This window comes from Mesorhizobium sp. M0045, from assembly GCF_040323385.1.
GTDB lineage: Bacteria > Pseudomonadota > Alphaproteobacteria > Rhizobiales > Rhizobiaceae > Mesorhizobium.
This window is the reverse complement of the sequence record NZ_JAMYUY010000001.1, coordinates 223,891-249,041: the sequence shown is the minus strand read 5'-3', so window position 1 is coordinate 249,041 and position 25,151 is coordinate 223,891. Positions and strand designations below refer to the sequence as shown.

25 protein-coding genes are annotated in these 25,151 nt (G+C 63.4%); 12 read left to right on the top strand and 13 right to left on the bottom strand.

The window, feature by feature from the left end; genetic code table 11:
* Window positions 1–18: 18 nt before the first annotated feature.
* From NKJ72_RS01155 to NKJ72_RS01115, 9 genes are all read left to right on the top strand, one after another.
* A complete protein-coding gene (locus NKJ72_RS01155) occupies window positions 19–933 on the top strand; it encodes a sugar phosphate isomerase/epimerase family protein (protein WP_352475473.1) in 915 nt (304 codons plus the stop codon).
* A gap of 37 nt (window positions 934–970) precedes the next feature.
* Window positions 971–1,909, top strand: coding sequence for a sugar ABC transporter substrate-binding protein (locus tag NKJ72_RS01150; RefSeq protein ID WP_352475472.1), 939 nt, complete (start codon window positions 971–973; stop codon window positions 1,907–1,909).
* A gap of 61 nt (window positions 1,910–1,970) precedes the next feature.
* Window positions 1,971–2,975: an ABC transporter permease gene (locus NKJ72_RS01145; protein WP_352475471.1), complete on the top strand. Its 1,005-nt coding sequence runs from the start codon at window positions 1,971–1,973 to the stop codon at window positions 2,973–2,975.
* Entirely contained in the window at window positions 2,972–3,754 is a 783-nt protein-coding gene (locus NKJ72_RS01140; protein ID WP_254820537.1) for an ATP-binding cassette domain-containing protein, read from the top strand. The genes NKJ72_RS01145 and NKJ72_RS01140 overlap by 4 nt, the downstream gene beginning before the upstream one ends.
* 34 nt (window positions 3,755–3,788) lie before the next feature.
* Window positions 3,789–4,970 carry an aldose 1-epimerase family protein gene (locus NKJ72_RS01135; protein ID WP_352475470.1) on the top strand — a complete coding sequence of 394 codons (1,182 nt, stop codon included), beginning with the start codon at window positions 3,789–3,791 and terminating at the stop codon, window positions 4,968–4,970.
* Between the two features lie 91 nt (window positions 4,971–5,061).
* Window positions 5,062–6,150, top strand: coding sequence for a fatty acid desaturase family protein (locus tag NKJ72_RS01130; RefSeq protein WP_352475469.1), 1,089 nt, complete (start codon window positions 5,062–5,064; stop codon window positions 6,148–6,150).
* A 42-nt stretch (window positions 6,151–6,192) separates the two neighbouring features.
* Window positions 6,193–6,507 carry a MocE family 2Fe-2S type ferredoxin gene (locus NKJ72_RS01125; RefSeq protein WP_287249971.1) on the top strand — a complete coding sequence of 105 codons (315 nt, stop codon included), beginning with the start codon at window positions 6,193–6,195 and terminating at the stop codon, window positions 6,505–6,507.
* Window positions 6,508–6,544: 37 nt separating this feature from the next.
* Window positions 6,545–7,345 (top strand): 3-methyl-2-oxobutanoate hydroxymethyltransferase, encoded by an 801-nt coding sequence (locus NKJ72_RS01120; protein ID WP_023675787.1) that lies wholly within the window; start codon window positions 6,545–6,547, stop codon window positions 7,343–7,345.
* A gap of 225 nt (window positions 7,346–7,570) precedes the next feature.
* Window positions 7,571–9,013 carry a DHA2 family efflux MFS transporter permease subunit gene (locus NKJ72_RS01115; protein WP_352475468.1) on the top strand — a complete coding sequence of 481 codons (1,443 nt, stop codon included), beginning with the start codon at window positions 7,571–7,573 and terminating at the stop codon, window positions 9,011–9,013.
* A 245-nt stretch (window positions 9,014–9,258) separates the two neighbouring features.
* Here NKJ72_RS01115 and NKJ72_RS01110 read toward each other — a convergent pair whose 3' ends face one another.
* The 11 genes from NKJ72_RS01110 to NKJ72_RS01060 form a co-directional block, all read right to left on the bottom strand.
* On the bottom strand, window positions 9,259–10,146 hold the full coding sequence (locus tag NKJ72_RS01110; RefSeq protein ID WP_352475467.1) for an amidohydrolase family protein: 888 nt from the start codon (window positions 10,144–10,146) through the stop codon (window positions 9,259–9,261).
* Complete coding sequence (locus NKJ72_RS01105) at window positions 10,146–11,279, bottom strand: vWA domain-containing protein (RefSeq protein ID WP_352475466.1); 1,134 nt, start codon at window positions 11,277–11,279, stop codon at window positions 10,146–10,148. The genes NKJ72_RS01110 and NKJ72_RS01105 overlap by 1 nt, the downstream gene beginning before the upstream one ends.
* Entirely contained in the window at window positions 11,276–12,172 is an 897-nt protein-coding gene (locus NKJ72_RS01100) for an AAA family ATPase (RefSeq protein ID WP_352475465.1), read from the bottom strand. Before NKJ72_RS01100 ends, NKJ72_RS01105 begins: the two co-directional genes overlap by 4 nt.
* Before the next feature lie 9 nt (window positions 12,173–12,181).
* Window positions 12,182–13,186: a xanthine dehydrogenase family protein molybdopterin-binding subunit gene (locus tag NKJ72_RS01095; protein ID WP_254820526.1), complete on the bottom strand. Its 1,005-nt coding sequence runs from the start codon at window positions 13,184–13,186 to the stop codon at window positions 12,182–12,184.
* Between the two features lies 1 nt (window position 13,187).
* A complete protein-coding gene (locus tag NKJ72_RS01090; protein WP_352475464.1) occupies window positions 13,188–14,555 on the bottom strand; it encodes a xanthine dehydrogenase family protein molybdopterin-binding subunit in 1,368 nt (455 codons plus the stop codon).
* Between the two features lie 14 nt (window positions 14,556–14,569).
* Complete coding sequence (locus NKJ72_RS01085; RefSeq protein ID WP_352475463.1) at window positions 14,570–15,052, bottom strand: (2Fe-2S)-binding protein; 483 nt, start codon at window positions 15,050–15,052, stop codon at window positions 14,570–14,572.
* Window positions 15,053–15,101: 49 nt separating this feature from the next.
* Window positions 15,102–15,896: an FAD binding domain-containing protein gene (locus tag NKJ72_RS01080; protein ID WP_352475462.1), complete on the bottom strand. Its 795-nt coding sequence runs from the start codon at window positions 15,894–15,896 to the stop codon at window positions 15,102–15,104.
* 31 nt (window positions 15,897–15,927) lie between these two features.
* Window positions 15,928–16,371, bottom strand: coding sequence for an SRPBCC family protein (locus NKJ72_RS01075; RefSeq protein WP_352475461.1), 444 nt, complete (start codon window positions 16,369–16,371; stop codon window positions 15,928–15,930).
* A gap of 107 nt (window positions 16,372–16,478) precedes the next feature.
* Complete coding sequence (locus tag NKJ72_RS01070) at window positions 16,479–17,306, bottom strand: AraC family transcriptional regulator (protein ID WP_352475460.1); 828 nt, start codon at window positions 17,304–17,306, stop codon at window positions 16,479–16,481.
* Window positions 17,307–17,621: 315 nt separating this feature from the next.
* Complete coding sequence (locus NKJ72_RS01065) at window positions 17,622–18,620, bottom strand: ABC transporter permease (RefSeq protein ID WP_352475459.1); 999 nt, start codon at window positions 18,618–18,620, stop codon at window positions 17,622–17,624.
* 34 nt (window positions 18,621–18,654) lie between these two features.
* The gene (locus tag NKJ72_RS01060) at window positions 18,655–19,395 is read right to left on the bottom strand and encodes an ATP-binding cassette domain-containing protein (protein WP_023675804.1); all 741 of its coding nucleotides are present in this window, start codon (window positions 19,393–19,395) and stop codon (window positions 18,655–18,657) included.
* A 428-nt stretch (window positions 19,396–19,823) separates the two neighbouring features.
* On the opposite strand from NKJ72_RS01060, the gene NKJ72_RS01055 reads away from it, so the two are divergent.
* Both NKJ72_RS01055 and NKJ72_RS01050 read left to right on the top strand, forming a co-directional pair.
* Complete coding sequence (locus NKJ72_RS01055; protein WP_254820533.1) at window positions 19,824–20,813, top strand: sugar-binding protein; 990 nt, start codon at window positions 19,824–19,826, stop codon at window positions 20,811–20,813.
* A gap of 144 nt (window positions 20,814–20,957) precedes the next feature.
* Complete coding sequence (locus NKJ72_RS01050; protein ID WP_254820534.1) at window positions 20,958–21,734, top strand: FadR/GntR family transcriptional regulator; 777 nt, start codon at window positions 20,958–20,960, stop codon at window positions 21,732–21,734.
* Between the two features lie 818 nt (window positions 21,735–22,552).
* On the opposite strand, the gene NKJ72_RS01045 is transcribed toward NKJ72_RS01050, so the two are convergent.
* A complete protein-coding gene (locus NKJ72_RS01045; RefSeq protein ID WP_352475458.1) occupies window positions 22,553–23,491 on the bottom strand; it encodes an NAD(P)-dependent oxidoreductase in 939 nt (312 codons plus the stop codon).
* 146 nt (window positions 23,492–23,637) lie between these two features.
* On the opposite strand from NKJ72_RS01045, the gene NKJ72_RS01040 reads away from it, so the two are divergent.
* On the top strand, window positions 23,638–24,534 hold the full coding sequence (locus NKJ72_RS01040; RefSeq protein WP_352475457.1) for an NAD-dependent epimerase/dehydratase family protein: 897 nt from the start codon (window positions 23,638–23,640) through the stop codon (window positions 24,532–24,534).
* A gap of 93 nt (window positions 24,535–24,627) precedes the next feature.
* On the opposite strand, the gene NKJ72_RS01035 is transcribed toward NKJ72_RS01040, so the two are convergent.
* Window positions 24,628–25,116, bottom strand: coding sequence for a nucleoside deaminase (locus tag NKJ72_RS01035; protein ID WP_254819093.1), 489 nt, complete (start codon window positions 25,114–25,116; stop codon window positions 24,628–24,630).
* Window positions 25,117–25,151 lie beyond the last annotated feature (35 nt).

Genomic DNA, 25,151 nt, shown 5'->3' with positions numbered 1-25,151 from the left:
CAGGGAGGACTTCACACCATGATGCAGGCAGGTATTTTCACGGGTTATTTTCCGTATGGCCTCAAGGAAACCGCGCAGAAGATCCGTGCGCTCGATTTCAACACCGTGCAGCTCGACCTGCATTTTAGGGACATCGACCTGTCGGCCGGACAGATCACCAGGGACAAAGCCAAGACCGTCCGCGATACGTTTCGCGACCACAATCTGCCGATCTGCTGCGTATCGGGTTACACCAACATCATCCATCCGGACCTGGGCGAGCGCGAGCGGCGCGTCGGCTATCTGAAGGAGATCATCCGCAACGCACGCCATTTCGGCACCCCTTACGTGATCTCGGAAACCGGTACCTACAACACCGAGTCCGACTGGGTGCATCACCCGAAGAACAAGACCGAGGAAGGTTTTGAAGAATGTCGCAAGGTCATCGCCGACCTTGCCCAGACCGCCTATGACCACGGTGCGGTGTTCCTGCTCGAAACCTATGTCAACAATGTCGTCGGTTCGGTCGAGGAGACGGTGAGAATGTTCGCGCAGGTCGACCACCCAGGCCTCGGCCTGTTGATGGACCCGACCAACTATTTTGAAACGCACAATATCGACAGGATGGACCAGATCCTGAACCAGGTGTTCGACACGCTGACCGACAAGATCAAAATCGCCCACGCCAAGGACGTCAAGCGTTCTGGCGGCGACAAGTCGGAGAAGCACGCCGACATCGGCGACGAGGACGCGCTGGAGAGCCACACTTTCCGCGGCGTCGGCGAGATCGAGCTGCCGGCGCCTGGCCTCGGTTCGCTGAATTACGACCTCTATCTCAAGCGGCTGGCCGAAAAGCATCCGAACATTCCGGTCATCATCGAGCATCTTTCGGAAGACGACGTGCCGCGCGCCAAGAAATTCCTCGACGGGAAATTCCGCGCCAACGGACTGTGACGGAGCGGTTCGGCTACGAAACAAGGGAGGAAGAGAAATGTTGAAACTCGCGTTGAAAATCACGGCTGCTGCGACCGTGCTCGCCGGCGTGACCATGGGCTCGGCGGTGGCGCAGGACGCCCAGAAGACGTTCTACCTGTTGTCGCATGGCGGCCCGTCGGACGCCTTCTGGATCGACTGGAATGCCGGTGCCACCGAGGCGTGCGACCAGCTCAAGGTAACCTGCAAGATCTCGTTCAGCGGCGGCGACATGGCGGCGCAGAAGGAAGCCTTCAACTCCGCACTGGCCGCCAAGCCGGACGGCATCGCCACCACCTCGGCGCAGCCCGGCCTGTGGACCGAGGAGGTCAAGGCGGCGAAGGCTGCCGGTATCCCGATCGTGTTCTTCAACACCGACGATCCGGCGACCGGCCGGCAGGCCTACGTCGGCGCCGACCTGAAGGAAGCTGGTGTCATCTGGGCGAAGTATCTGGTCGACCACAAGATGGTGAAGCAGGGCGACAAGGTGTTCCTGCCGGTCGAAGTGCCGGGCGCCAGCTACCAGCAGCTCGAGACCGAAGGCATTGCCAGCGTCTTCGATCCGCTCGGCATCAAATATGACGTGGTCGATTGCGGCACCGATCCGGCCGGCATCATCGCCAAGATGACCGACTACATGGTGGCCAACAACCCGCCGGCGATCATCGCGCTCGGCGATTCCGTCGCGGCCAGCGTCAAGCGGGTGTTCGACGGCGCCGGCGTGCCGGCCGGCAAGATCCCGGTCGTCGGCTGGGGCAATTCGAAGGAAACGGCAGAATCCGTCAAGGCCGGTTTCGTCAACGCGGCTGCCTGGCAGTTTCCCTCGGCGCAAGGCTTCATGCCGGTGGCGCTGCTCGGTCTCGCCGCCGCGGGCGAACCGATCGGCTACGACATCCACACCTTCAGCCTCTACGACGCCTCGAGCGTCGAACCGATCCTGAAACTCTACAACAAATGATTGGAACTGACGCTCGCCGCGCAGGCGGCGGGCGTCACCCTGACGTATGGTTCGAGCTGTCATGACAATTGCCGCAGAAGAGGAAATGCCGCGTGCCAAACGCAGGTCGAGCCTGATCCGCTCGCCGCAGTTCTCTTCGCTCGTCATCCTGATTGTCCTGCTGGCGGTGTTCGCGATCGCCGACGCCAATTTCCTGTCGCCGCTCAACATCTCCAACATGATGGCGTTCCTGCCCGAGCTCGGCATCATCGCGCTCGGCATGACGCTGCTTTTGACGGCCGGCGAGTTCGACCTTTCGGTCGGCGCCGTATTCGGGCTGGCGCCGGTCGTGGTCATGCTGCTGGTGCAGAACGGCGGGGTCGATATTGGCGTGGCGCTGCTGGCCGGACTGGCACTCTGCATAGCCATCGGTGCAATCAACGGACTGATCGTCACCAAGATCGGCATTTCGTCCTTCCTGGTGACGCTGTCGATGCTGCTCGTGGTGCGAGGCGCGGCCCTCTACATCACCCAGGGCTTTCCGCTGAAGTCCTGGGACCAGCCAGGCTTCTTCGTGACGCTGCTGGCCGGCAGCTTTAGTATCGGAACGTTCCGTTTCTATACCTCGCTGTGGTGGTTCATCGGCCTGTCGCTGCTGGCGGTCTATGTGCTGCGCTACGCCAAGCTCGGCAACTGGATCAGCGCTATCGGCTCGAACCGTAACGCTGCCGTGGCGCGTGGTGTGCCGGCCGATGCGGTCAAGATCTGGCTGTTCATCCTGACCTCGGTGCTGGCCGGTCTCGCCGGCATGATCAGCGCCTTCCGCATCTCGGCGGCATCGCCGGTGGCCGGCACCGGCTATGAGCTGGAGGTGATCGCCATGGTGGTCGTCGGCGGCACGGCGCTGACCGGTGGGCGCGGCACCATTTTCGGCACCATCGTCGGCGCGCTGATGCTGCGCAGCATCCGCAACGGCATCGTGCTGATCGGCGTGCCAGGGCTCGCCTACAACATCTTCGTCGGCGTCATCATCCTTGCCATGCTCATCCTGCACGCTTTGCTGCAGAAGAACGCCGCCAGGAGCTGATCATGGAAGTGCTTCGGCTGCAGAACCTGCAAAAATCCTTCGGCAGCGTCCGCGCCCTGAAGAGCGCCTCCTTCACGCTCAACGAGGGCGAAGTGGTGGCCTTGCTCGGCGACAACGGCGCCGGCAAATCGACATTAATCAAGGCGATCTCCGGGGTCTTTCCGGTCGATCGCGGCGACATCTATGTGCGCGGCCAGAAGGTCTCCATCCGCTCGACGCGCGACGCGATGGATCTCGGCATCGAGACCATCCACCAGGACACCTCGCTGGCTCCCGATCTCAGCATCGCGCGCAATCTTTTCCTCGGCCGCGAGCCGGTCAATCTCAAATGGCTTGGCGTGTTCGCGCCGCTCGATCTCGCTCAATTGCGCGATGCCGCCTCGGCACTTTTGAAGCGCGTCGGCATCTCGAAGAAACTCGACGCCGATGCGCTGGTCTCAACGCTGTCGGGTGGCGAGCGTCAGTCGATCGCCATCTCGCGCGCCATGCAGTTCGCCGCCAAGGTCATCATCCTCGACGAGCCGACCAACAATCTCGGCGTCGAGGAAACACACGGCGTACTGCGTTTCGTCAAGGAGGTGCGCGATGCCGGTCACTCGGTGCTTTTGATCACCCACAACATCCATCACGTCTTCCAGGTCGCTGACCGCATCATCGTCATGCGCCGCGGCGAGATCGTCGCCGAGCAGACGGTCGCAGACACCGACCTGCTGACCGTGGAAAGCATCATCACCGGCGCCGACATGTCGGCCCTCCTCAAGGAGACGAGAGCGAAGTGAAGGACGGGAGCAAAGTGAAGGAACTGGCCGTCACATGGTAGAGCTTTACGGCAAGACGCTGTCGCGCCGGCAGGTCTCGGAACGCTCGGGCATGCTGTCGCAATTCGCCGGCGTGCGGCTGATGACGCTTGGCGATGGGGTCGAGCGCGGCATCCGTATGCTCGAATTCCGCACCGGCTCCGGCCTGCGCTTCACCGCGCTGGTCGACCGGGCGCTCGATATCGCCGATTGCGACTTCAGGGGCCAGGCGATCGGCTGGCATTCGCCGAGCGGCTTTCGCCATCCCGGCCTGCACGAATACGAAGGCGAGGAGGGGCTGGCCTGGGCGCGGTCGTTTTCCGGCCTTCTGCTGACCTGCGGCCTCGACCATATATTGTTCATGAACGAGGTACCGGCCGACACCTACAACTACCCGCCCAAGAAGACGGTGCGCCACTCGCTGCATGGCCGTGTCAGCACCATCCCGGCGCGGTTGACCGGCTACGGCGAGACCTGGGACGGCGACCAATGCGTGTTGTGGGCCGAAGGCATCGTCCAGCAATCGACTGTATTCGGCGAGGATCTGCACCTGCTGCGGCGCATCGAGGCCGATGTCGGCGGCAACGAGATCCGGCTTTCGGACCGTGTCGTCAATCACGGCTTCAACCGGACCCCTCATATGTATTTCTATCACATCAATGTCAGTCATCCGGTGCTCGACGTGGGATCGCGCTACCTGGCGCCGATCCGCGACGTCGTCTGGGCAGGCCATGCCGGCGAGCGCTATGAAGCGCAGAAGGTCGGCTACCGCACGGTGCCGGCGCCGCAACCGGGATTCAAGGAACAGGTCTGGCAGCACGAACTCGGCGCCGACAGCACCGGCCAAGTCCCGGTGGCGGTGGTCAACGACAGGCTCGGCCTCGGTTTCGAGGTGGTCACGCGCAAGGACCAGTTGCCCTGCGCCTATCAATGGCAGAACTTCCAGGCCGGACAGTACGCGCTTGGCATCGAGCCGTCGACGCATCATGTGCTTGGGAATCTGGCGGCGCGCGAACGCGGCGAGATGATCTGGCTGGAGCACGGCGAGAGCCGCACCTACGATGCGGTGTTCCGGGTTCTCGACGGCGCCGGCGAGATCGCCGCCGCCGAAAGCCGGATCGCGGCGATTGCCAGACAGCCGCAGCAGGATTATCCGCAGCCGTCGGGCCGTTTTCCTGTTCTTGGAGGCAGGTCGTGATAATGGCGAATAGGATACGAGACACCAGTTGGGAGGCTGGCTCCGGCCGGAGCGGGGAGGGCTCGCGGCCGATCGGGAATTGGAGGTCACAATGGCTGGCACGGTAAAGCGCGATTACAGCCTGGTCGGCGAAAGCACGCGCAGGGCGATCGAGACGGGACTGGCCTCGGCGGAGTGGTACCACACGGATGTTCCCCGCAAGGCGATCAAGGAGTTGATGCAGCGCTCGGACGGCCCGGCGATCCGCGACACGATCATCTGGATCGTCGCCATCCTCGGCTCGGCCGCCGGCGCCATCTATTTCTGGGGTACCTGGTGGTGCGTGCCGTTCTTCTTCGTCTACGGCGTGCTCTACGGCTCGTCCAGCGACTCGCGCTGGCACGAATGCGGCCATGGCACTGCCTTCCGCACGCGCTGGATGAACGATGTCGTCTACCAGATCGCCAGCTTCATGCTGATGCGCAACCCGGTGACCTGGCGCTGGAGCCATGCCCGCCACCATACAGACACGATCATCGTTGGCCGCGACGCCGAGATCGCCGTGATGCGGCCGCCGGATCTTTTGCGTGCCGCGCTGGCCTTCACCGGTATCCTCGATTTTCGCTATTCGCTTCCGGCGCTGGTACGCCAGGCGTTCGGCAAGCTGACGCCCGACGAGAAAAGCTACGTTCCCGAGATGGAACAGCACAAGGCGGTTATCGCCGCGCGCTGGCACATCGCCATCTACGTTGCGACGATCGCGCTCGCCATTTTCATAAGGTCGTGGATACCGGTGGTGCTCATCGGCGTGCCGCGCCTCTACGGCACCTGGCACATGGTGATGACCGGCCTGCTGCAGCATATCGGTCTGGCCGACAACGTCGTCGATCACCGACTCAACACCAGGACCGTATACATGAATCCGATCAGCCGGTTCATCTACTGGAACATGAACTACCACGTGGAGCATCACATGTTTCCGATGGTGCCTTACCACGCGCTGCCCAGGCTGCACGAACTGATCAAGCACGATCTGCCGGAGCCGAACCCGTCGATATGGCATGCCTATCGCGAGGTCTGGCCGGTCCTGCTCCGGCAGCTCAAATACGAGGATTATTTCCTCAAGCGCGAACTGCCGCCAACGGCACGGCCCTATCGTGGCGAGTTCCACGAAGTGAACATGTCGGCGGCGGCCGAATAGGCACCGCAGCAGCGCAACGCAGAAATTTCGGGAGAAGCAGAGATGGCCGATTGGGTCGAAGCGTGCGCCGTGGACGATGTCGACGAGGAAGATGTCATCCGCTTCGACCATGGCGGCCGCACCTTCGCTATCTACCGTTCGCCGGACGATGAATTCTTCGCCACCGACGGGTTTTGTACGCATGAGAAGGCGCATCTGGCCGACGGGCTTGTGATGGACGACATCATCGAATGCCCAAAGCACAATGGCCGCTTCAATTACAAAACCGGCCAGGCCAAAGGGGCTCCCGTCTGTGTCAATCTGCAGACCTATCCCGTCAAGGTGGAAGCTGGCAAGGTGATGATCCAGATCGCCTGACCGGCCTTCTGTCACGTAGCAAAGGGGACCAAAATCCATGAGCCGGAAAAGACCGACCGTCGCCGACCTGCGTGCCATGAAGGGCAAGCGGCAGCTGACGATGCTGCGCGTGCTGACGATGGACGAGGCCGAGGCCGCCGAACGCGCCGGCGTCGATATCGTCTCGGTGCCGCCGGAGCTGGTGCTCAATCCGCAATACCGCGATGCGGCACCCAGCCTGTTCACCATGCCGGGCGAGAATTTCTTCGAGATCGGCACAGCAGATGATTTCGTCCGCTGGGCGTTTCGGCTCTACAAGGCCAGCGCCGATGCGGTCTATTGCAGTGCCGGCTACGCCACCATCAAGCGGATGGCCGACGATGCCATTCCGGTAATCGGCCATGTCGGTCTCATCCCGTCACGCGCCACCTGGACTGGCGGCTTCAAGGCCGTCGGCAAGACCGCCGATACCGCCATGCAGGTGTTCGAGGCGGTGAAGCAACTGGAGGCCGCCGGCGCGATCGGCGCCGAGATCGAGGTGGTGCCGGTCGAGGTGGCCAAGGCGATTTCGGAGCGGACGTCGCTGATCATGTTGTCGATGGGGGCGGGCACCGGCTGCGATGCGCAATACCTGTTCGCCGACGACATCCTCGGCCAGAACCGTGGCCACATGCCGCGCCATTCCAAGGTCTATCGCAATTTCGCCGCCGAATACGATCGCCTGCAGGCCGAACGCATCGCTGCCTTCTCCGAATATGTCGCCGATGTGAACAGCCTGGCGTATCCCGAAGACAGACACGTCGTGCACATGGACCCGGACCAGCTCAGCCTGTTCCTGGAGAAGATCGAAGCCGCATAAAGACGCCCCAGCAGGCACAAAGCGTCATTGCGGATCGAAAAAAGCCGGTTCGGCGCCAGGGCTAGGTCATCGCAATGGCCGGCTGCGATGCCACACGAAAGTTTGTTGGACCTGGTCTGGACGGCACCGGCCAGATGCTGTTGAAACCGGTGCGTCATCGGTTTGCCGGACAATTACGCGGTTGCTGATGGAGCGGGTGAAAATTCCCCTTCGGACAGTCTGTGTATGACCGCCATTCCCGAAAACAAAGCCTTGCCCGAAACCGCGCCGGCGGCGCGGCAAGCCCGGCGGGTGGCGCTGATCGTCGCCGTCGCCTTCTTCATGCAGCTTCTGGATTCGACCATCATCTCGACCTCGCTGCCGCAGATGGGAGAATCCTTCGGCGTGCCCGCGGTGGCGATGAGCATCGGCATCACCGTCTATATGCTGACCATGGCGGTGTTCGTGCCGCTGTCCGGCTGGCTCGCCGACCGTTTTGGCGCGCGCAACATCTTCCTCGTTGCGATCGCCCTGTTCACATTGGCCTCGCTCGTTTGCGGCATCTCACAGAACCAGGCCGAGTTCGTTGCCGCGCGCGCGGTGCAGGGCCTGGCCAGCGCGCTGATGACGCCGGTCGGCCGCATCCTGGTGCTGCGCAATGCACCGAAATCCGAGCTTCTCAACGCCACGGCGCTGATCACCTGGCCGGCGCTGTTTGCGCCGGTGGTCGGGCCGGTGCTTGGCGGCTTCATCACCACTTATCTCTCATGGCACTGGAATTTCTTCATCAACATCCCGCTTGGGGTTGCCGGTTTGGCGCTGGTCGCCCGCTTCATTCCGGGCGACCGCGAAGCCGGAGCCAAGCCGCTCGACTGGCCGGGCTTCCTGCTGACTTCGGTGGGGCTCGCCTCGATGCTCTACGGCCTCGAGCGCATCGCGCATCCGCAAGACGGTGCCTTGCCGACCGTGGCACTGCTCGGCACGGGCATTTTGGTCGGCTGGCTGGCGGTGCGGCATCTGCGACGCGCCAACCATCCGCTGCTCGATCTCACAGCTTTCAAGGTGCAGACTTTTGCCGTCTCAACGCTGTCGGCCGGCACGATTTTCCGAATCGCCATCAACGCCACGCCGTTCCTGCTGCCGCTTTTGTTCCAGGTAGGCTTCGGACTGAGCCCGGTCGATGCGGGCATGATGATCCTGGCCTATTTCTTCGGCAACCTCGGCATGAAGGCGGTGACGTCGCCGACGCTGAGGCGCTTCGGCTTCCGTTCGGTGCTGATCGTCAACGGGGTGATCGCCTCCTTGTCGATCACGGCCTGCGCGGCGCTTTCGCCGCAGACGCCGCAAGCGTTGGTGGTTGTGCTGATGCTGATCGCCGGACTGTCGCGTTCGATGCAGTTCACCGCGCTCAACACACTGGCCTTCGCCGATGTGGCCCCACCGCAGCGCAGCTCGGCGGCGACGTTATCCAGCATGCTGCAACAGGTGGCGATGCTGTTCGGCGTGGCGGTGGCGGCGGCACTGCTCAACCTGTCGCAGATCGCCAGGGGCGCGGCAGCGCTCGATCTGATCGACTTCCGCCTTGCCTTCCTGGTGATCGGCGCAATCGGGCTCGCGGCCTCGTGCCGCTTTCTGGCGTTGCCGAACGCTGCCGGCGCCGAGGTCTCGGGCCATGTTTTGCGGAGCTGAAATCGGCCGCAGTTGTCCGACCTGTGTCGCCGGAGGCGGGGAGCTTTTCCTTCTCTCCTTGGGGAGAAGGTGGATCGGCGCGTAGCGCCGAGACGGATGAGGGTGTTGGAGAAATGTGACGCGCAAATATCGAGGAATTTAAAGTGCTTACGTCTTCGAGGTAGCGATCCTTCCAGCACCCCTCATCCGACCGAGCTTCGCTCGGCCACCTTCTCCCACAACAAGGGGAGAAGGAAAGGGCGGTGCTACACCGGCCGATATATCTTCTCCGCCGTGTTCCAAAAGACATCCGCCTCGGCGGTCGCGCCGTGTTTTGCCACGGCCTGCCGGTGCGCCCTGATCAGCTCGGCGTGGCTGGTCCACAGTTTCTCAATCGGGAAGTTCGAGCCGAACATCAGATGGTCGCTGCCGAGGATGTCGATGGCATTGTCGACGATATAGCCGATGAGCGCCGGATCGTTACGGTGGACGAATGTGCCGAGGCCGGACAGCTTTGCATAGAGGTTGGGCGCCGCTGACAGCTTGCGCAGCCCTGCCTTCCAGGCCTCGGTGGTTTCGGGCTCCATGCCGGTCAGCATGCCGGCGTGGGTGAGAATGAAATTGGTCTCGGGGTTCTCGCCGACGAGCGTCAGCCCATCCTTCATCTGGGCGGGGAAAAGCTGCAGGTCGAAGGACAGGCCGTAATCCTTGAGGCGCGCGACATTGGCCCGCACCTTCGGGTCGATGACCTGATCGACCGAGGCGGCGAAGCGGAAGGCCGGCGTTTCGTGCCAGTGCAGCTGCATGCGCACGCCGCGCAGCAGAGGGTATTTGATCAGCCGGTCGATCTGGGAACGCACGTCGTTCACGGTCATGTCGGCATAGCCGACAATGGCGTGCGGCCAGCCGGTTTCTTCCGCGGTCTTCTGCAGGAAGGCGACCTCGTTCTCGAAATCCTCCTTGGCCCAGTTGGTCTGGACATAGACCGCCTTCTCGACGCCCGAGCCTTGCTGGTCGGCAAGGAATTCCTCGATCGGATAGTCGCGGCGGATCGGCTCGTAGGGGCCAAAGATGCGCGGCACCATCGGCCCGACCAGCCACGGCTGGTCCTTTTGGCGCCAGATGTGGAAATGCGCGTCAATCGCCTTCTGCATCACGAAACCCTCTTCCAGATTGCCGCGGCCACGGGGGCGGGGCGGGCGAGCGACAGGATGAAATCGGTGAGGCCCGCGATGGACGAGCCGTCGACCAGGTCGTCGAGCATCGGCAGGATGGCGCGAAGTGCTGCCGTTGCCGGCTGGAAACGCGGATCGCCGGCCAACGGCGTCGCCAGGGAGAGTCGGAAGGCTCGGGCAAGCAGCCGGCGCATCGCCATTTCCAGCTCGGCATGATCGCCGCGCTCGAGCGCATCCGACAGGATGACGATTGCCGCTCCGCGTGCAAAGGCGGAGAAGCGCGGCACCGAGAGGAAGGCTAGCAGCGTTGGACCCATGCGGGTGCCGCCGTCCCAGTCGTCGACCTGGGCAGCGGCGCGGGCCAGCGCCTGGTCGCGGTCGCGAATACGCAGCGCCGAGGTGATGCGGGTCAGCCGTGTGCCGAAAGTGAAGACCTCCGCCCGGTCGGCGCCTTGCACCGCCGCGTGTGCCAGCTTGAGATAGTCCGATGTGTAGTGCTTCATCGAGCCCGACACGTCGATCAGGATGAGAAGCTTGCGCGGCACTGTCTGCCGCCGGCGCAGCAGCGGCGAGGGGATATCGCCGTCGGCACTGACGATTTCGCGCAGCGAGCGGCGCAGGTCGAGCTTGCCGCGCGCATGCGTGCGCACGGTGCGGAAGGACCGGCGGGCGGGCAAAGCGGTGGCGAGCTTGCGGCGGAAGGCGGCAAGCCCGTCGCGATCGCGCTGGAACTCGCGGACGCTCAACTGTTCGCTGGCCGAAGACAGTTCGCCGCCTTCCTCCTGGCGGACCACTTCGATTTCTTGTTTGCTGGTTTTGCCGTCGTCCTTGATGCGGGCTTCCTCGTCGGCGTCGCCTTCGACCAGCGCCGCGGCATCCCCGTAGAAATGGCTCCGGAAATGCGCCTCGAATTCGTCGCGGCGGTCGGGCGGCGGCGCCAGCGTGGCGAGGGCCGCTTCGCGGATGTCGGCCATCGAGCGTGGGCCGAGCAGCGTAACCGCCTGCATGAAACCGGAGACCTGCTCGGGCGCCACCGGGAAGCCGTAGCGGCGCAGCAGCCGGCCGAAGCCGAGGAAGGGTGCTGCCCCTTGAGGCAGGCCCGCCGCGCTCACGCCAGCGCCTCCTCGACAATCTTGCCGAGCTCGGGCGCGATGCAGGAAAGGTCCTCCTCATCCTTGATCAGCACGCCGATGGCGCGGCGGAAGGCTTCCGGCCAGGGGCTGCCGCCCTTTTCGAGGATGGTGGCGGCACTGGCCCATTCGACCGCCTCGGCGATGCCTGGCGGCTTCGCCAGCGGACGCGCGCGGATGTCGCGCACGGCGGAAGCCACGGCGCGCGCCGTGGCCTCGGCGACGTCGCCGGCGCGCAGCACGATGATCTCGGCCTCGCGAATGGCGTCGGGATAGGTGATCCAGTGATAGACGCAGCGCCGCCGCAGCGCCTCGGCCAGTTCACGGGTGCGGTTCGAGGTCAGGATGACGATCGGCTGCGCCGTCGTGCGAATGGTGCCCCGCTCGGGAATGCTGATCTGGAAATCGGACAGGAACTCCAGCAGCAGCGCTTCGAATTCATGGTCGGAACGGTCGATTTCGTCGACCAGCAGCACGCGCTTTTCCGGCGCCTTCAGCACCTGCAGCAGCGGCCGCGCGATCAGGAAACGGTCGTCGTAGATGTCGACCTCGTGCTCGCCGGCATGGCGGATGGCGAGCAGCTGGCGCTGGTAATTCCATTCGTAGAGCGCATGTGCTGCGTCGATACCCTCGTAGCATTGCAGCCGCACCAAGTCGCGCCCGAGCACCTCGGCAATCGCTTTGGCCGCCTCCGTCTTGCCGACGCCGGGCGCGCCTTCGAGCAGCAGCGGCTTGCCCAGCCTGATCGCCAGGAAGATGGCGGTGGCCAGGCTTTCATCGGCGAGATAGCGCGAGGCGGCGAGGCGGGACGCCACCGCCTCCGGCGAGGTCGCGACTGTCTCTGCGCTTGAAGTCCGGGCGCTTCTCTTGGGCATTTCCAGCACTCAGTTCGATGCTTGCGCCTTCAGCGCCCGCAGGATGCGCTCCGGCGTGATCGGCAGCGTGTCGATGCGCACACCGACGGCGTCGAAGACGGCGTTGGCCACCGCCGGGATTTGGGGGTTGGCGCACATTTCGCCCGGCCCCTTGGCGCCGTACGGCCCGTCGGCCGAGGGCCTCTCCAGCACGATGATCTCGGTTTGCGCGAGATCGCCAGGACCCGGCATCAGATACTGGTTGAAATCGGTGCCGCCATGGTCGCGGTTGGGATAATAGGGCTCGGTCGTTTCGTAGAGAGCATGGCTGATGCCCATCCACGAACCGCCGACGAGCTGCTGCTCGACCATTTTCGGGTTCAGCGCGCGGCCGATCTCAAAGACGTTCTTCACCGTCAGCACGGTGACTTCGCCGGTCTCGTCATCGACCTCGACCTCGGCAACCGTGCAGGCGTGGGCGTAGCAGGTCGACGGCTTCATCGCGCCGGTTTCCTTTTCGGGATAGGAGCGGGGGATCAAAAACATGCCGCGGCCGGAAATCGAGCGGCCGCGCTTGAAATGCGCCGACAGCGCGACATCGAAGATCGAGATCGATTTTTGTGGCGCGCCCTTGACCAGGATGTTGCCCTGGCCATCGGTCTCGAGGTCCGACGCATTCACCTCCAGCTCCTCGGCCGCTACTTCCAACATCACCTGGCGGGCTTCCCTGGCCGCCTGGATGACGGCGTTGCCGGCGCGGTGCGTGCCACGCGAGGCGAAGGTGCCCATGCAGTGCGGACCGGTGTCGGTGTCGGCGGTGTCTACGACGACACGGTCGGTCGGCACGCCGATCGTCTCAGCGCAGATCTGCGCCATGATCTGCTTCATGCCCTGGCCAAGATCGACACTCGACAGCGTCACCATGAAATTGCCGGTCGGCGTCGAATGCACCAGCGCCTGGGTCGGGTCGCCGCCGAGATTCATGCCGGTCGGATAGTTGATCGCGGCAACGCCGCGTCCGCGCCTGATCGCCATCTCAAGCTCCCTTCGCGTAAGACGACATCGCCATGAACTTCTCCGCCACCGGCCAGTTGGCGGCGCGTGAGGCTTCCTGCATGCATTCGATCAGCGCCGCTCCCTCGGTCGGCTGGCGATGCGCCTTCATGTCGCCGTCGCGGTAGGCGTTGATGAAGCGGAATTCGAGCGGGTCCATGCCGATCAGCCGTGCGAGCTTGTCCATCTGCACCTCCAGCGCAAAATCGCCGATGGTGACGCCGAAACCGCGCATCGCCGAGGACGGGGTGCGGTTGGTGTAGACGCAATAAGTGTCGATCCAGACGTTCGGGATCGTATACGGGCCGGGATAGTGGCCTGCGCCCTTCTGCGCGCCGTAGGGCGAATGGCGCGAATAGGCGCCGGCATCGGTGTAGCCGGTGACTTTGCGCGCGACGATGCGGCCGTCGTTCATGACGCCGTCCTTGATGACGACCTTCTCGGCGGCGCGCGGCGAGGAAATCTGCATCTCTTCCTCGCGGCTGTAGATAAAACAGACCGGTCGTCCTGTTATTTTGGCGCCGAGGATGGCGATCGGCTCGACGATGACGTCGACCTTGCCCCCAAAGCCGCCGCCGACGGTGCCGCCGACGAAATGCAGCTTGTTGCCGGGCATCTGCAGGATGATCGAGGCGTTGTCGAGGGTGAAGAACATCGCCTGCGTGTTGGTGTAGCAGGTGAAGCGGTCGTTACCCTCGGGTGCGACGATGCAGCCTGTCGTCTCGGTCGGCGCATGCTCGATCGGTGAAGACCGGTAGGTCTGTTCGAGCACGTGGTCGGCTCCGGCAAAGCCTGCCTCGACATCGCCGAAGCGCACCTTGCGGCATTCGCCGCTGTCGTAGAGGTAATAATTGCGGCCGTGATATTCGTTGACGATCGGCGCGCCGGGCTTCAACGCTTCGTCCATGTCGAAGACGGCCGGCAGCACCTCGTAATCGACCTTGACCTTGGCGACGGCTTCCTGGGCGGCACGCTCGGTCTCGGCCAGCACCGCCACCACCGCCTCGCCCTTCCAGCGCACCTTGCCGTCGGCCAGCACCGTTTCGTCCTCCGGCCCGATCTGGATCAGGATCAGGATGGTGTAGACATTGTGGGGCACATCCTTGGCGGTCAGCACATTGACGACGCCTGGGTGCTTTTCCGCTTCGGATATGTCGATGCTGCGGATGCGGGCGTGGTGGTGCGGGCTGCGCACCATCTTCAAATGCAGCATGCCGGGAAAATTGCGGTCGGCGAAATAGGTGGTCTTGCCGGTGACATGGCCGGGTAAATCCGAACGCGGCCGCGGCTGGCCGATCTCGTGCAGATCGTCCTTGCGCTGGTCGGCGAAATAGCTCTTGCGGAGTTCCATTGTCTTAACTCCCCTCAAGCCGCGTTCTGCGAATTGGACCGCGCGGCGGTCAGCACCGCCTGGATGATCGGCTCGTAGCCGGTACAGCGGCAGATATTGCCCGACAGCGCCTCGACCACGTCCTCGCGGCTGGGGTTCGGCGTGTGATCGAGCAGCACCTTGGCGGCCATGATCATGCCCGGTGTGCAGAAACCGCATTGGGTGGCGAAAGCGTCGAGGAAAGCGCGTTGCAGCGGATGCAGCACGCCGCCTTTCGAAAGCCCTGATGTTGTGGTGATAGTCGCACCATTGCAGGCCTCTGCCAGCGTCAGGCAGGAGAGCCTGAGTTCGCCATCGATGATGACCGAGCACGCACCGCAGGTGCCCTGATGGCAGCCGCCCTTCGGCGAGGTGTCGCCGATCTTATCGCGCAGCGCACGAAGCAGCGTCGTGCCGCTGTCGATGAACTCGGCTTTCTCCGCACCATTGAGCGTGAACTGAACCGGGACCTTTGCCATCTTTTTACTCCTTGCGCCGCAGCCAGACGGACATGCGCGCCATGGGCTTTCAGGCGAGCAGCAGCCGGGCGAGATGGACCGGCAGGACTTCGTTGCGATACCAGGCACTGGCGATTGGATCGGTTGGGGGCGAAGTGCCGTCGCGGGCAACAGCCAGTGCCGGTGCAATGCCGTCTGCGGTGAGTTTGCGGCCAATCAAGGCTTTCTCCGCCGCCCTGGCACGGATCGGCCGGTCGGCCATGCAGCCGAACGCGATCCGCGCTGACGACACGGTTCCGTCCGGCGCCTGTTCCAGCACGGTTGCGATGCTCAGCACCGAGACGCCCTTTGGCTTGACCCGCGACACTTTCAGGAAGCGAAAGCCGCCTTCCTTCGGAAGCGTGACGCCGACCGCCGTGACGATGGCGTCATTGCTCGCGCGCTTTGCCAGGAATGTCTCAATCGGCAGCTCGGAGTCACCGGTGCTGACGGTTGCGTCCAGAGCCAGCAGCGCAACGGTGAAATCACCGTAAGGTGTCGGCGCGAAGAGATTGCCGCCGACCGTCGCCATGTTGCGGATCGCCGGTCCGCCGACACCGCGCGCGGCGTGGGCCAGGGGGGCGAGATCCGGATGGCGGGCGATCGCCGCCATGGTCACCGAAGCGCCAATGCGGACCTCGTTATCGGAAACGGCGACGGCCGACAGCGCCGGCTCGGTCGACCTGACGAAACCGGAGATCGACACATCGCCTTCATTGGCGGCGCGAACGACCAGCGTGCCGCCGCCGAGATAGCGGGCGCCGGCGGCTTTCAGCGCCGCGCCGGCGTCCTTCACCGTCGGGAAAGTCTGCAGTGCAAGCGTCATGGAACGCTCCTGTTTGTCAGCACAGTCCAGTTCAACCTTGGCCGGCAAAATGGGCCTTCAGAGCGTTGAAGCCGCCCTGGAAGACGTTTGCGCCCATGCCTTCGGCCAGCTTGTCGGCTTCCTCCGGGGGCGCGTCGAAGCTGGCGGTCCATTCGGCGTAGGTGCGGTCGCCGTCGGTCACCCGGCGCAACTGCAGCGTCGCCTTGTGGTTGGTGAGCGGCTGCGGCGTCTCCAGGATGGAGTAGCTGACGAGGAAATTCTCGTCGGAGAAATCGAGCAGCTTTTCGCGTAGGCGGGCGCCGCTGGCGAGCTGGAAATTGCGTATGCAGCCGATCGTGCCGGCATCCTTGCCGTCCTCGATATGACTTTCGACCATGCGCGGGTGCCAGGTCGGCAGGCCGTTGAAGTCGCGTATGCGCGCCCAGACCTTTTCGACCGGCGCGTCGATGACGCTGGAGATAGTGACTTTCGCCATTTGATCGTTCCCTCGCAAATCAGCTGCCTGGGAGGGTAGGGCGGCGGACTTGGCGGCGCTTATCAATGCGTCTTGAACGCCTATCAAATAGTCTGAAAAACGGGCGCTCAGCTGATCGCCCGTGCCGCCTCGCGGTAAAGCGTCGGCGGGACGCCGACATGGTCGCGGAAGAAGCGCGAGAAATTGCCCTGGGTAGTGAAGCCGAGATTGCAGGCGACCGAGATCAGCGGCTCCTGCGACCATTGCAATTGCCGCACCGCTTCCTCCATGCGCAGCGTATTCCAATAGACGTTGGGCGTCAGATTGGTCTGTTCCTTGAACAGCGCGAAGAAATGCGGCCGCGACAGGCCGACGCTGCGCGCCACGTCGTCGAAGCAGATGCGCTCGCAGACATTGGCTTTCATCAGCTGGATCGCCTTGCGGACGCGGAAGTCCTGCATGGTGTTGACGCGGGCACGCACGGTCTGCGGTGCGGACGCGTCGGCGGCATCGAGCACGCTGTCGATGAAGCGCTCGATCTCGTAACTGGCGATGTCGTCGATGCTCTCATTGTCGCTGAGATGGTCGAGGAGGTTAGCCGCTGCCTTGTGCAGCCAAGGCTCGAGCGTGATTGCCGGGGCGGAGAACAGCGGCGCGGCGGAAGGCAGCTCGCGGCGTTTCCGTGCCCAGTCCGGATCGATGTAAAAGGCGAGGAACAGGCCGGGCGTGCCGTCGCGGGACAGAGCGTGGCTGTGCGGCTGGAAGGAATTGATGCCGGCGGCGGTGCCCGGTCCAAGCCGCACCGTCTCGCGGCCGATGGTCATCTCGCCGGCGGTGCCTTCCAGCCAGATGATGATATGCGCCTCGACATGGGCATGGGTGACGAAGTCGCTGGCGACGTTCAGGACAGAAACATGTCCGAACCGGCCCCAGTAGAGCCTGATCGCTTCCGTCATGGGTGCATCCTCCCGCAGGCGACTGGCCTCCCTTCGCCTGCTGCGGGCGATTGTGCGGCTCAGTTTGGGCTTGCGTCAAGACGCATGTGCACGCCCGGGCGCCGGCCATGCGCCGCACCGGCGGATTTTCAGACTCGGCGATAGGAGCGCGTCCCCTTCTCCCCCTGCGGGAGAAGGTGGATCGGCGCGTAAGCGCCGAGACGGTTGAGGGGTGTTGGAAGAAATGAGGCGATGCCAAGCTGGCGCACCCCTCATCCGTCGCCTTCGGCGACACCTTCTCCCACAAGGGGAGAAGGGGACGTTGGGGCTTGAACGTCAGTCGTTGCGCCTGAAATTGCGGATGCGGTCGAACAGCACGGCGAGCAGGATGGCGCCGCCGATGAACACGCCTTGCCAGAAGGCATTGATGCCGAGCAGGCCGAGGCTGTTGCGGATGACCTCGATCAGCGCCGCGCCGACGACCGCGCCGAAAGCGGTGCCCATGCCGCCGGCCAGGTTGGCGCCGCCGATGACGGTGGCGGCGATCACCTGAAGCTCCATGCCGTTGCCGAGATTGGTGGTGACCGCGCCCAGCCAGCCGGTCTGGATGATGCCGGCAAGGCCAGCCGCCAGTGCCGAGATCATGTAGACGACGACCTTGATCTGGCGCACCGGAACGCCGGTCAGCGTCGCCGCATGCTCGTTGCCGCCGATGGCGAAGATGTGCCGGCCGAATTTCGTCCAGCGCAGCACAAAGCCGGTGATCAACGCCAGCACGATCATGTAGAGCACCGGATTGGCGATGCCGAACACCCATGCGCCGCCGCCCAGCGCCAGCAGCTTGTCGTGGTCCGGCCCGAACTGGAAGACGACGGTGTTGTTGGAGGCGACCATGGCAAGGCTGCGCGCAATCGACAGCATGCCGAGCGTCACCACGAAGGGCGGAAAGCCGAGATAGGCGATCAGAATCCCGTTGAAGGCGCCGATGATCAGCGCTGTCGCGATCGCGGCGCCAATGCCGATCTCGATGCCGTAGCCGGCATGCATGGTCACGGCCAGCACCATCGAGCAAAGGCAAAGCACGGAGCCGACCGACAGGTCGATACCGCCCGTGATGATGACGAACGTCATGCCGAGCGCCACGATGGCGACGAAGGTGACGTTGCGGGTGATGTTGTAGAGGTTCTTGGTCGTGGCGAAGGAATCCGTTGCCACCGACAGGAACAGGCAGGCGAGGATGACCGCGATCACCACCCAGAAGGTCTGGCTGGCAAACACCTTGCTCAGCAAGGTGTGCTGCTTGTGCGCGATCGTCTGATCAAGGGTGACAGCCATTATCGACCTTTTTTACTCATGGTTGAGGCGTCAATCATACCTGTTCGATGGCGCCGGTGATGAGTCCGGTGACTTCTTCCGGCGAACTGGATGCGATCGTCTTGTCGGCGACCTTGCGGCCGCGCCGCATGACGATAACGCGGTCGGCAACGTCAAAGACGTCGGGCATGCGGTGGCTGATCAGCACGACGGCGATGCCCTGGTCGCGCAAATGGCGGATCAGGTTCAACACCTCGGCGACCTGGCGCACCGAGATCGCCGCCGTCGGCTCGTCCATCAGCACGATCTTGGCCTGCGAAAGCATGGTGCGGGCGATGGCCACCGCTTGCCGCTGGCCGCCCGACATTTGTTTGACCAGGTCGCGCGGGCGCGTTTCGGATTTCAGCTCGGCAAAGATCTGGCCGGCACGCTTGTACATCGCGGCATAGTCGAGGATGCGAAGCGGCCCGAGGCCGCGGCGCAATTCGCGGCCGAGATAGACGTTGGCGGCGGCCGTCAGATTGTTGCACAGCGCCAGGTCCTGATGGACGATTTCGATGCCGTGCTGGCGCGCCTCGACCGGCTTGTGGAGGATCAGCTCCTTGCCGTCCATCTGCATCGTGCCATGGCTCGGCGGGAAATTGCCGGCGATCATCTTGACCAGCGTCGACTTGCCGGCGCCGTTGTCGCCCATCAGGCCGACAACCTGTCCCGCTTCGATCGACAACGAAACGTCGTTGACCGCCTGGATGGCGCCAAAATGCTTCGAAATGTTGGTGAGTTCGAGAACCGCCACCAGCCTTCTTGCCTCCCCGTGCTTTGGGGCCTGCGGTTCTGCCGCGGCCTTTCGCTCTTCCCAGTTCCTCCCGGAAGCAGCGATTTCGCCCATTTACGCATAAGCCTTCTTGGCGTCAACCACGGCTTCTTTCGAAAAATCAGTTTTGTAGGACAAATAGCATTGACGTCGGTGACAAGGCGATATTAGCTAAGTGTCGGAGGAGCTTGCGCCGAGCCACCGGGTTGCCGGAAGGAAATCGGTGAGGGTTTGTCGGTCAGGGATTTGGCAACCGGCGATATCTGTCGATGCCTGTCTGAGACTGAATATGAAAATGCTTATCGACCTGGCTTGGCGACACGAGTGCGACGTCCTCTGTCATCTTGCTCCAGGTCGATCTGTGTGTGGCGGGCACGCGGTGTCCGTTTGTTTCAAAAGGGAGGACTGACATGAGGAAATCACTATTGCTCGCTGCCGCCGCCGTCATGGCGTTGGGTGCCGGGCCGGCCATGGCCAAGAAACAGCTCGTCATCGTCGTGAAGGGTCTCGACAATCCATTCTTCGAGGCCATCCATCAGGGCTGCGAGAAATGGAACAAGGAAAACGCCAGCTCGGAATATGAGTGCTTCTACACCGGACCGGCGTCGACCTCGGATGAGGCCGGTGAAGCCCAGATCGTCCAGGACATGCTGAGCAAGCCCGACACGGTGGCGATGGCGATTTCGCCGTCGAACGCGCCATTGATCGCGCAGACGATCAAAAGCGCCAATCCGTCGATCCCGATCATGACCGTCGACGCCGACCTCAGCAAGGAAGACGCGGCGCTGCGCAAGACCTATCTCGGCACCGACAACTACCTGATGGGTCACAAGATCGGCGAATACATCAAGAAGGCCAAGCCGAATGGCGGCAAGATCTGCACCATCGAAGGCAATCCGGCGGCCGACAACATCCTGCGCCGCGCGCAGGGCATGCGTGACGCGCTTTCAGGCAAGGACGGCCTCGCGGCGCTGGCGGGCGAAGGCGGCTGGACCGAAGTTGCCGGCTGCCCGGTGTTCACCAATGACGACGGCGCTAAGGGCGTGCAGGCGATGACCGACATCCTCGCCGCCAATCCCGATCTCGACGCCTTCGGTATCATGGGCGGCTGGCCGCTGTTCGGCGCTCCGCAGCCCTATCGCGACCTGTTCAAGCCGATGGCCGACAAGATCGCCAGCAACGCCTTCGTCATCGGCGCCGCCGACACGATCGGCGACGAGGTGGCGATTGCTCGTGACGGGCTGGTGACCGCACTGGTTGGCCAGCGGCCGTTCGAGATGGGCTACAAGGCGCCTTCGGTGATGATCGACCTGATCGAAGGCAAGCCGGTGGCCGATCCGGTGTTCACCGGCCTCGACGAATGCACCAAGGATACTGTCGACACCTGCATCCAGAAGTAGGTCGGCAATTACGGGGCGCCCGACGGGCGCCCCGTTACGCATCGTCCATACAAACGCACGAGGCGACGCTGCTTTGGAGCGTAGGCCGCTGCCTTGTCGTGCCCTGAATTCAGGCTTTCGACAAGCAGCTGCCGGGGAATACGAATGCCGGACGCGACATCAAAAAAGCGACCCGCCAAGAAGGCAGAGGCTGAGCGGCCGGCCGGCGTTCGGCGCGCCGACGCCGCACACTTTCCCGGCTCGAGCGTGCATGCGTCGCTGGCCAACGAGATCGGGCTGAGGATCGTGCGCGGCGACTATCCGCCGGGAACCATCCTGCCCAACGAAGCCAAATGGTCCGAGACCTTCGACGTCAGCCGCTCGGCGGTGCGCGAAGCCATAAAAATGCTAATGGCCAAGAGCCTGCTTGCCTCGCGCCCGAAGATCGGCAGCTGGGTCGAGCCGAAGGAGCGCTGGAACCTGCTCGATCGCGATGTGCTAGCCTGGTACGCGACCTCGCCGGATCGTGAGGTGTTCCTCAGGACCGTGCAGGAATTCCGCCACATCATCGAGCCGGAGGCCAGCGCCTTTGCCGCCATGCGGCGCACCGACGAGCAGATGGCCGAGATCAGCCAGGCCTGCCGCGAGATGGGCGAGGCGACCAACCTGCAGGAGCGAACGCGCGCCGACACGCGGTTTCACCTCGCCATCCTGCGGGCCTCGGGCAACGATCTGCTGGTGCCGCTCGGCGTGCTGATCGAATCGGCGCTCGATCACCTGTTTGTTTTCGTCACGCGCGAAACCAGCGACCAGCAGCATGCGCAGAGGCTGCACGAGGCAATCGAGAAGAACATCCGCCTGCAGCGGCCGGCTGCAGCCCGTGCCGCGGTGCACAGACTTCTCGCCAACACCGACGACGTTATCGGCCGGTCGCGGCGGTGATGGTTGCACAGGGCTGGCGAACTCGGGTGGGACAGGAATTCGGTTTTTATCGTCGCAATGTACTTTGTTCTTGATTTGTGCCGGCAGCTATGCTACTAATTTGGGTATGGTGCGAATTGGCGCCGACGACCCGCCCACCGAGGCGGGTTTTTTGTTTTTGGCTTCTTCCGATCGGAAGTGCGCGTGCTTTGGTGCACAGACTTCTCGCCAATACCGACGACGTTATCGGCCGGTTTCGGCGCTGATTCGATCGTTTCTCGGCCAACTGCGTGTAAGTCGGGTCAACCAGCAACGAAGGTCGATCGTTCCCGTCAGTCGCAAATCGCAAATTTAGGAGATTAGCCGAAACCCTCCCTTCGTCATCCCCTCCCTTCGTCATCCCTGGGCGGAGCAAGGAGCGAAGCGACGCGGCGCAGACCCGTTACCTTGCGGCAGTGCTCCAGCGGACCAGAACCAAACGCTGCCACCCCCGTCCTGCGAAAAAGCTCGAAGCACTCTGCGACTGGTCGTCTCGATCAATTCGGTCTTCCATTGGCGGAGCCAGCGCTTCAGCAGCTTCTGGCTCGCGGTCATGGTGGAAGGGCAACGAGCGCAATGGCGGATACAAGCGCCGTTCTGAGCCGCGCTGCATTCTTCGGCTGATCTCACGGCATGGATCCCAGGGTCTGCGCGACGTCGCTTCGCTGCTGCTCCGCCCTGGGATGACGAAGGTGTGGTGTCATGTGGCTAATCGCCAGCGTTGGAGATTGGCGGCTGTAGCTGGTCGGCAGCGAACGTCTACAGTTGTGCGACACTCCCAGGCGTTAATCTCAACGTTCTCAGATCGTCTGCTTCTTGCCGTCCCTGGTCGGCATCAGGTCGACGCCGTTGACCTTGCCGATATGCGTGGCCAGCATCGGCACGTACTGGTCGGCGGGGCCGGCCGCGAAGGCGCCGGCGAAGGCGTTCTTGGTGGCGTTGCCGAGCGGGTTGGCGATGCCGGCAGCACCCGCCATCGACTCGAGATAGGTGAGATCCTTGAAGGCGTTGGCGATGGTGAATTTGTGGGCGTCGCGGTCGCCTTCCAGCGTCCAGCGCATGAAGGTCTGGTAGAAACCGCAATCCATGCGGCCGTTGCGGATGACGCTGTCGAAGCGCGGCGGCGAGATGCCGACCTTCTGCGCCAGCGCCAGCGCTTCGGAATAGATCGCGGCGTAGCCGAGCGAAATGAAGTTGTTGAGCAGCTTCATGCGGTGGCCGTCGCCGGTGTCGCCGATATGGACGATGCGCCCGGCCCAGGTTTCGAGCACCGGCTTCAGCCGGGCAAAGACCGCGTCGGGCGCGCCGACCATGGCGTCGAGCGTGCCTTCCCAGGCTTCCTTCGGCGTGCGGCTGAGCGGGGCATCGACATAATCGACGCCTAGCCCCTTGAGTTCGGCGGCCAGCGCCACCGTCGAAACGGGATCAGAGGTCGAGCAGTCGACGACAACCGATCCCTGCTTCAGGCCTTCCTTGAGGCCGCCTGGGCCGCGGATGATGGCTTCGACCTCGCGCGAGCCGGTGACGCAGATGAAGACGATGTCGGAGGCCGCCGCGACGTCGCGCGAGGTCGCCGCTTCCCTGGCGCCGCGGCCGAGCAGGTCTTGCGCCGGCGCGCGGTTCTTGCGGCCGAGAAACGTCAGCGGATAGCCCTTGTCGACGATGTTCTTCGCGATCCCGTGCCCCATCAGGCCAAGCCCGATGAAGCCAATCTTTTCGCTCGCGGCGGTCGTGTTCATGTCGTTTCGTCCTATCTTGCAATGATGGATGACGGCGCTGCAGCTTGCCGGCGAATTGTTGAAGCGGGTTTTTGCCGCATGCCATGGCAGGCGATTGCAGAGTTCGATATTGTCTGACAATACACATGAATTCCAGGGAGAGCAAAATGACGAAGCGGATTATGTTCACCGGCGGCAGCGGCAAAGCCGGGCGCCACGTCGTGCGGTATCTCGTCGAGCAGGGCTGCCAGGTACTCAACATCGACACCAAGCCGCTCGACAATCCCAAGGTGCGCACGCTGATCACCGACATCACCGACAGCGGGCAGGTGTTCAACGCGCTGTCGAGCTATATGGGCCTGCATGAATTCGACCCGTCGCTGCGCACGCAGCCGGTCGATGCCGTGGTGCATTTCGCGGCGATCCCGCGCATCATGATCACGCCCGACAACGAGGTGTTCCGCATCAACGCGCTCGGCACCTACAACGTCATCGAGGCCGCGGTGAAGCTCGGCATCCGCAAGGTGGTGATCGCCTCCAGCGAAACCACCTACGGCCTGGTCTTCGCCAACGAACCGCGCGATCCGACGTATTTCCCGCTCGACGAGGAGTACGACGTCGATCCGATGGACAGCTATGCGCTGTCCAAGGTCGTCAACGAGAAGACCGCGCGGGCGTTTGCACAACGCGATGGCAGCGACATCTACGCCCTGCGCATCGGCAACGTCATCGAGCCGCATGAATATTCGCTATTTCCGAAATGGTTCGCCGATCCGGGTTTCCGCAAGCGCATCGCCTGGAGCTATATCGACGCGCGCGACCTCGGCCAGATCACGCTGCGCGCCATCGAGAAGGACGGGCTCGGCTATCAGGTGTTCAACGCCGCCAATGACGACACCTCGTCCGACCTGCCGACGGCCGAACTTTTGAAGCGGTTTTATCCCGACGTGCCCGTCAAGGGCGATCTCGGCGAATACGAGACGCTGCTCTCCAACCGCAAGGCGCGCGACATGCTCGGCTTCCGGCCTGAGCACAGCTGGCGGAAATACGTCAAGACGGGCTGACGGGCGGATCTGACGCGGAGCCGCCACTGGGCCAGCCCCGATTTTTTCGTCATGAGGCTAGGCTCACGCGTTTGCCGCGCGCGGGCAATCGAGCTACTTGTCTTTCCAGAAATCGGCCTGGAGTTGCGCCGCTTCATCGGCAAGCAGCGGGCCGACGACTTCAGTCGGACGCTGCCCGGCTTCGAAGACGATCCTGCAGGGCAGGTCGAGCGTGGGATTCTCGACATGTGCACCCGTTACCCGCTTGAGGTCATGTTCGCTCTGCCCAAAGACGACCCGTCCGATGCCCGCCCAATAGATTGTCCCAGAGCACATCGCGCAAGGTTCGGCCGAGGTGTAGAGGGTGCAGGAAGCCAGCTTTTCGAGACTGACATTCATCGCCGCCCACGAGGCCAGCAGCCTTTCGGCGTGAGCGGTGCGGTCGCCCCCGCCGGCTTTGTAACCGTTGGGCTGCTCGCGCAACACATTGCCGTCCTTATCGGCGAGGAGCGAACCAAAGGGATGTTCGCCAGCATCGCGGGCTCGGCGCGCGACTTCGAACGCCTGACGGAGCAGACGCTCATCATAGGGCCGTTGTGGCATCGGCAGATCCTCCGCCGCTTGACCATAGTGCCGAA

Excerpts from the sequence above, each read along its gene's own strand:
- NKJ72_RS01155 (WP_352475473.1), top strand. The coding sequence starts at position 19 with ATGATGCAGGCAGGTATTTTCACGGGTTATTTTCCGTATGGCCTCAAG.
- NKJ72_RS01150 (WP_352475472.1), top strand. The coding sequence starts at position 971 with ATGTTGAAACTCGCGTTGAAAATCACGGCTGCTGCGACCGTGCTCGCC.
- NKJ72_RS01145 (WP_352475471.1), top strand. The coding sequence starts at position 1,971 with ATGACAATTGCCGCAGAAGAGGAAATGCCGCGTGCCAAACGCAGGTCG.
- NKJ72_RS01135 (WP_352475470.1), top strand. The coding sequence starts at position 3,789 with ATGGTAGAGCTTTACGGCAAGACGCTGTCGCGCCGGCAGGTCTCGGAA.
- NKJ72_RS01130 (WP_352475469.1), top strand. The coding sequence starts at position 5,062 with ATGGCTGGCACGGTAAAGCGCGATTACAGCCTGGTCGGCGAAAGCACG.
- NKJ72_RS01125 (WP_287249971.1), top strand. The coding sequence starts at position 6,193 with ATGGCCGATTGGGTCGAAGCGTGCGCCGTGGACGATGTCGACGAGGAA.
- NKJ72_RS01120 (WP_023675787.1), top strand. The coding sequence starts at position 6,545 with ATGAGCCGGAAAAGACCGACCGTCGCCGACCTGCGTGCCATGAAGGGC.
- NKJ72_RS01115 (WP_352475468.1), top strand. The coding sequence starts at position 7,571 with ATGACCGCCATTCCCGAAAACAAAGCCTTGCCCGAAACCGCGCCGGCG.
- NKJ72_RS01110 (WP_352475467.1), bottom strand. The coding sequence starts at position 10,146 with ATGCAGAAGGCGATTGACGCGCATTTCCACATCTGGCGCCAAAAGGAC.
- NKJ72_RS01100 (WP_352475465.1), bottom strand. The coding sequence starts at position 12,172 with ATGCCCAAGAGAAGCGCCCGGACTTCAAGCGCAGAGACAGTCGCGACC.
- NKJ72_RS01095 (WP_254820526.1), bottom strand. The coding sequence starts at position 13,186 with ATGGCGATCAGGCGCGGACGCGGCGTTGCCGCGATCAACTATCCGACC.
- NKJ72_RS01090 (WP_352475464.1), bottom strand. The coding sequence starts at position 14,555 with ATGGAACTCCGCAAGAGCTATTTCGCCGACCAGCGCAAGGACGATCTG.
- NKJ72_RS01085 (WP_352475463.1), bottom strand. The coding sequence starts at position 15,052 with ATGGCAAAGGTCCCGGTTCAGTTCACGCTCAATGGTGCGGAGAAAGCC.
- NKJ72_RS01080 (WP_352475462.1), bottom strand. The coding sequence starts at position 15,896 with ATGACGCTTGCACTGCAGACTTTCCCGACGGTGAAGGACGCCGGCGCG.
- NKJ72_RS01075 (WP_352475461.1), bottom strand. The coding sequence starts at position 16,371 with ATGGCGAAAGTCACTATCTCCAGCGTCATCGACGCGCCGGTCGAAAAG.
- NKJ72_RS01070 (WP_352475460.1), bottom strand. The coding sequence starts at position 17,306 with ATGACGGAAGCGATCAGGCTCTACTGGGGCCGGTTCGGACATGTTTCT.
- NKJ72_RS01065 (WP_352475459.1), bottom strand. The coding sequence starts at position 18,620 with ATGGCTGTCACCCTTGATCAGACGATCGCGCACAAGCAGCACACCTTG.
- NKJ72_RS01055 (WP_254820533.1), top strand. The coding sequence starts at position 19,824 with ATGAGGAAATCACTATTGCTCGCTGCCGCCGCCGTCATGGCGTTGGGT.
- NKJ72_RS01050 (WP_254820534.1), top strand. The coding sequence starts at position 20,958 with ATGCCGGACGCGACATCAAAAAAGCGACCCGCCAAGAAGGCAGAGGCT.
- NKJ72_RS01045 (WP_352475458.1), bottom strand. The coding sequence starts at position 23,491 with ATGAACACGACCGCCGCGAGCGAAAAGATTGGCTTCATCGGGCTTGGC.
- NKJ72_RS01040 (WP_352475457.1), top strand. The coding sequence starts at position 23,638 with ATGACGAAGCGGATTATGTTCACCGGCGGCAGCGGCAAAGCCGGGCGC.
- NKJ72_RS01035 (WP_254819093.1), bottom strand. The coding sequence starts at position 25,116 with ATGCCACAACGGCCCTATGATGAGCGTCTGCTCCGTCAGGCGTTCGAA.